The following is a 3,949-nucleotide window of genomic DNA, read 5'->3' on the forward strand; positions in this document are numbered from 1 at the left end:
CGTTATCCACGGGTGCTGACGCGCTCTCATCAACGTCGTCGACGAGCACAGTTGATCACCTTCTGTCATCGTTGTTGCCCGGTTATCAGGGGGAATGCAACAACGAGAAGGAACGGTGTCCATGGCCTGTGGCCTGGCGGTGCGACCGGCTGGTGAGGGTCGCACCTGGACGGTGATCGACGCGTCGTATCGGACGGTCAGCCCGGTCGAGGAGTGGCTGGAAGCGCATCGGCACCTGTGGTCGCCGAACACGGTGCGCGGCTATGCCACGTCGCTGGCCCAGTGGTGGACGTTCCTGGAACAGCGCGACGAGGCCGACGGCTGGCAGGAGGTCGGCGTTCCGGCGGTGGCGGGATTCCTGTCCTGGCTGCGTAACGGCCGCACCGTCGAGCACGCGATCGGTGTGCTGCCCGAGCCGCCGTCACCAGAGACGCTGGAGGCTCGGTTGGCGGCACTGCTGTCGTTCTACCGGTGGCAGCACGCGGTCCACGACGTGCCCGTCGCCGACCGTCTGCTGCGGGGTGTCCCGCGGCGCCGGCCGGCCCGCGGGTTGTTGGCTCACCTGGACGCTCGGGACGCGCCGAAGCCGTCCTCGCTGGTGCGGGTGCGCCGGTCATCGCGGCGTCACGGCCGGCCGCCGGTGCTGCTGCCGGGCCAGATCCAGGCGGTCCTGGACGGCTGCGCTGTCGCGGACACCGCGGCCGGGGACTGGGTGGGCAACCTGCGGGACCGGTTGCTGTTCGCTGTTCTTGCTGAGACCGGCTGCCGGCTGGGCGAGGTGTTGGGCATGCGGATCAGCGACTTCGTGATGGGACGCGGTCAGACACCGTATGTCGAGGTTGTTCCGCGGGAGGACAACTCGAATGGGGCGCGAGTGAAGATGATGCGGCCCCGCCGGGTCTATGTCGGCGCCGACTTGGAGCGGCTGTTCGCCGACTACCTGACCCTGCTGGCCTGCCGCGCCACCGAACTGGGGCTGGCGCTGGCAGTCGACAGCCCACTGTTGGTGAATCTGTCCCGGCCGCCGCTGCTGGCCCCGCTGCGCGAGGGAACGGTCCGCGACAAGGTGAAGGCCTTGCGGCGCAAGGGAATCGGCCCGGCCGGGTGGTCACCGCACTGGTTCCGACACACGCACGCCACCGCACTGCTGTTGGCGGGAACGCCGGAGTGGGTGGTCGCCCGCCGGCTCGGCCACGCTCACGTCCAAACCACATTGGACCTCTACGGGTGGGTCCGGGGAGACGACGCGTTGCGGGCCGCGGCGAACTGGAAGACCTACATCTCGGCTTGGCAGGTGGACGATGGCCGGTGACCGCACCCGCGGCCTTCGCCCGGCCGGCGACGAGGACCCGGTCTGGCGGCTCTGGCGGGCGTTGCCCGAGCCCTGGCGGGGCGCGGTCATCGGTCCGGGCGTCGAGGGCTGGGAGAACATCACCGAGAACATCGACTACAAGCTCAACCTGACGGGGCTACCCGAGCTCATCCAGGCCGAGATGGCCTGGATGGCGCACTGGCAAGCCACCGACGGCACCCGCGCCTCGGTGCTGGCACTGAGCCAGTTGGCCAACATCCTGCGCCGGGCCATCCGCGACCACCACCCGTTCCCGCCCTCGCTCCGGCAGATGGACTGGGAGGCCGCCTCGGCGCTGCAGACCTGGTTCTACACCACCCGGTGGGGACGGTTTCCCTCTGCGGGAGTGCGGGCCCGGCTGCGAGTGGTCTTCCGGTTCGCCCGGACCGCGTTGATCGCGGCCTGCCACGAGGGACCCTGGTGGGAGCTGGACTACTGGCATCCCCGCTGCGACCCGCGGATCCCCCTGTCCAGCCGCGAGCCGATGGCCCACTACGGCTGCACGCTCACGCTGATCACCCACCCATGGCTGCGGGAGGCGGTGAAGTGGTGCCTGGGCACCCTGCTGGAGGCCGGCACACTGCGCTGGACCACGGTCAGCCAGGAGCGGCTGCGCTGCCTGCACCGCTTCGACCGGTGGCTGCAGATCGCCTTCGACAACCCACTCGACGTCCTGGGCGACCCGACCTCCGCCGCCGGTCAGGCGGCGGCGTTCCGTCGCTGGCTTGCCGACCCGGCCAACCGCTGCGACCCCGGCAAACCGCGCCGGATGGCCACCAAGGTCGCACCACGGCTGATCAACGACGACCTGCGGGCCGTCGGCGAACTGTTCGAATTCATGGCCGCTAACCACGACGAGGCTGGCCGCGTTCTCGGGCCTCTGGCGGCGCCCTGGGCGCGAGTCACCGCCGCCCACGCGGCCAGCTGGTTCCGGCAGGTCTCCCGGATCCCGCACGAACGCCTGCTCAACGACGAGCACTACGTCGACGACCGGGCGCTGGGCCAGATCACCGCCGCGCTCCCGCTGCTCGGTCTCCCGAAGGACCAGCAGATGCCCATCACCCGCAGCGACGGCCAGGCGGTCACGGCCGACGGCATGGACGACCCGCAGGCGATGCGGATGATCCTGCTGCAGATCCTGACCGGACGCCGTTCCAGCGAAATCCGCCTCTGCGACTTCGACTGCCTGTCCGCGCCCACCGACCGCGCCGTCGAGGCCGCCGAGGGCGAGGACATCGCCCGGTTCCGCTACGCCCAAAGCAAAATCGACATCGCGCCCGACACCATCCTCGTCGACTCCGAGGTCGTGGCGATCATCGAAGAACAGCAGCGGTGGGTTCGAGCGCGCCTGCCCGGCGTCGCACCGAAGCACCTGTTCGTCCAACTGCTGGGCAACCGCTCCGGCGTCAAACCCTACCCATCGGGCACCTACAACTGGCGACTGCGCGAGTTCAGCAGCCTGGTGCGGATCACCGACGGCAAGGAACGCCCGGTCCAACTCAGCCATACCCACCGGTTCCGGCACACCAAGCTGACCCGCCTGGCCGAACTCGGCCTGCCCATCCACGTCCTGCAGCGCTACGCCGGGCACGCCACCCCATCCATGTCGATGCATTACATCGCGCACCGCGAGGAGCACGCCGAGCAGGCATTCCTGGCCACCCGCAAGCTCAAAGCCGACGGCACCACCATCGTGTTCTCCCGCGACGACCACGACCGGCTGCACCTGTTCGACCGCGCCGACCGCTTCCTGCCGCACGGCTGGTGCCTACTGCCACCGCTGCAGACCTGCGACAAGGGCAACAGCTGCCTGACCTGCTCAGTCTTCGTCACCGACGACACCCACACCCAGACCCTGGCCCGCCAGTTGGAAGAGACCGAGGCGTTGATCCACCGAACCGCCACAGCGTTCCTGCAGCGGCACGGCCGGCCGATGCCCGACGACAACGTCTGGCTCGCCCAGCGGCACGCCGAGCGGGCAGCGCTCCAGCGTCTGCTCACGGCTCTTGAGGCCAAACCCGGCCGGGCCTGTCAAGGCGCCGGCTGCCCCACCACACCCGCCACCGGTCCCGTCCCCATCACCCTGCAGCGACCAGGAACCCCGCAGTGAGCACCACGCGCAACGAACGAATCGCGGTCCTGACCACCGCGGCCAAAGCGAAGTCTCAGGCCAAGACCACGGCCGCGGAACAGGCCATCCGCAGCCTGATCAAACGCGGTGAGCCGATCACGTTCCAAGCCGTCGCCCGCGCCGCGGACGTCTCCCACGCATTCCTCTACAACCATCCCCACCTCCGCAGCCGCATCGAGCACCTGCGCGCTCGCCACCGCCCCCAGCCGCAGACTCCGGACACCGGCGACACCGACAACAACCTGCTGCTCGCGCTCACCACGCAGATCGAACGCCTCAAGAAACAGCACCGCTCCGAAGTCCAAGCCCTCCGTGACGCCCTCGAACAAGCCCACGGCGAGAACCTCAACCTCCGCCGAGAACTCATCCGCCGCGGATGGACACCCAACAACGATCCATCGATCTCAACAACATCCTGACCAGGCAGAACAGATCATTTACGCAATAAAGCTGCGGATAACGGGCGG

The 3,949-nt window shown here is 69.0% G+C and carries 3 protein-coding genes; all 3 read left to right on the forward strand.

The genetic code is table 11. From position 1 onward, the window contains the following. Nucleotides 1–121 precede the first annotated feature (121 nt). The 3 genes from FFT21_RS28120 to FFT21_RS28130 are packed head-to-tail and all read left to right on the forward strand — an operon-like array spanning nt 122 to nt 3,901. A complete protein-coding gene (locus FFT21_RS28120; protein ID WP_137816930.1) occupies nt 122–1,312 on the forward strand; it encodes a tyrosine-type recombinase/integrase in 1,191 nt (396 codons plus the stop codon). After that, nucleotides 1,302–3,461 (forward strand): tyrosine-type recombinase/integrase, encoded by a 2,160-nt coding sequence (locus tag FFT21_RS28125; RefSeq protein WP_137816931.1) that lies wholly within the window; start codon nt 1,302–1,304, stop codon nt 3,459–3,461. The genes FFT21_RS28120 and FFT21_RS28125 overlap by 11 nt, the downstream gene beginning before the upstream one ends. Beyond that, nucleotides 3,458–3,901 (forward strand): DUF6262 family protein, encoded by a 444-nt coding sequence (locus FFT21_RS28130; RefSeq protein WP_137816932.1) that lies wholly within the window; start codon nt 3,458–3,460, stop codon nt 3,899–3,901. Before FFT21_RS28125 ends, FFT21_RS28130 begins: the two co-directional genes overlap by 4 nt. The last annotated feature ends 48 nt before the right edge of the window (nt 3,902–3,949 follow it).

It is taken from the genome of Gandjariella thermophila, assembly GCF_005405885.1.
In the GTDB taxonomy this organism is placed as follows: Bacteria; Actinomycetota; Actinomycetes; order Mycobacteriales; family Pseudonocardiaceae; genus Gandjariella; species Gandjariella thermophila.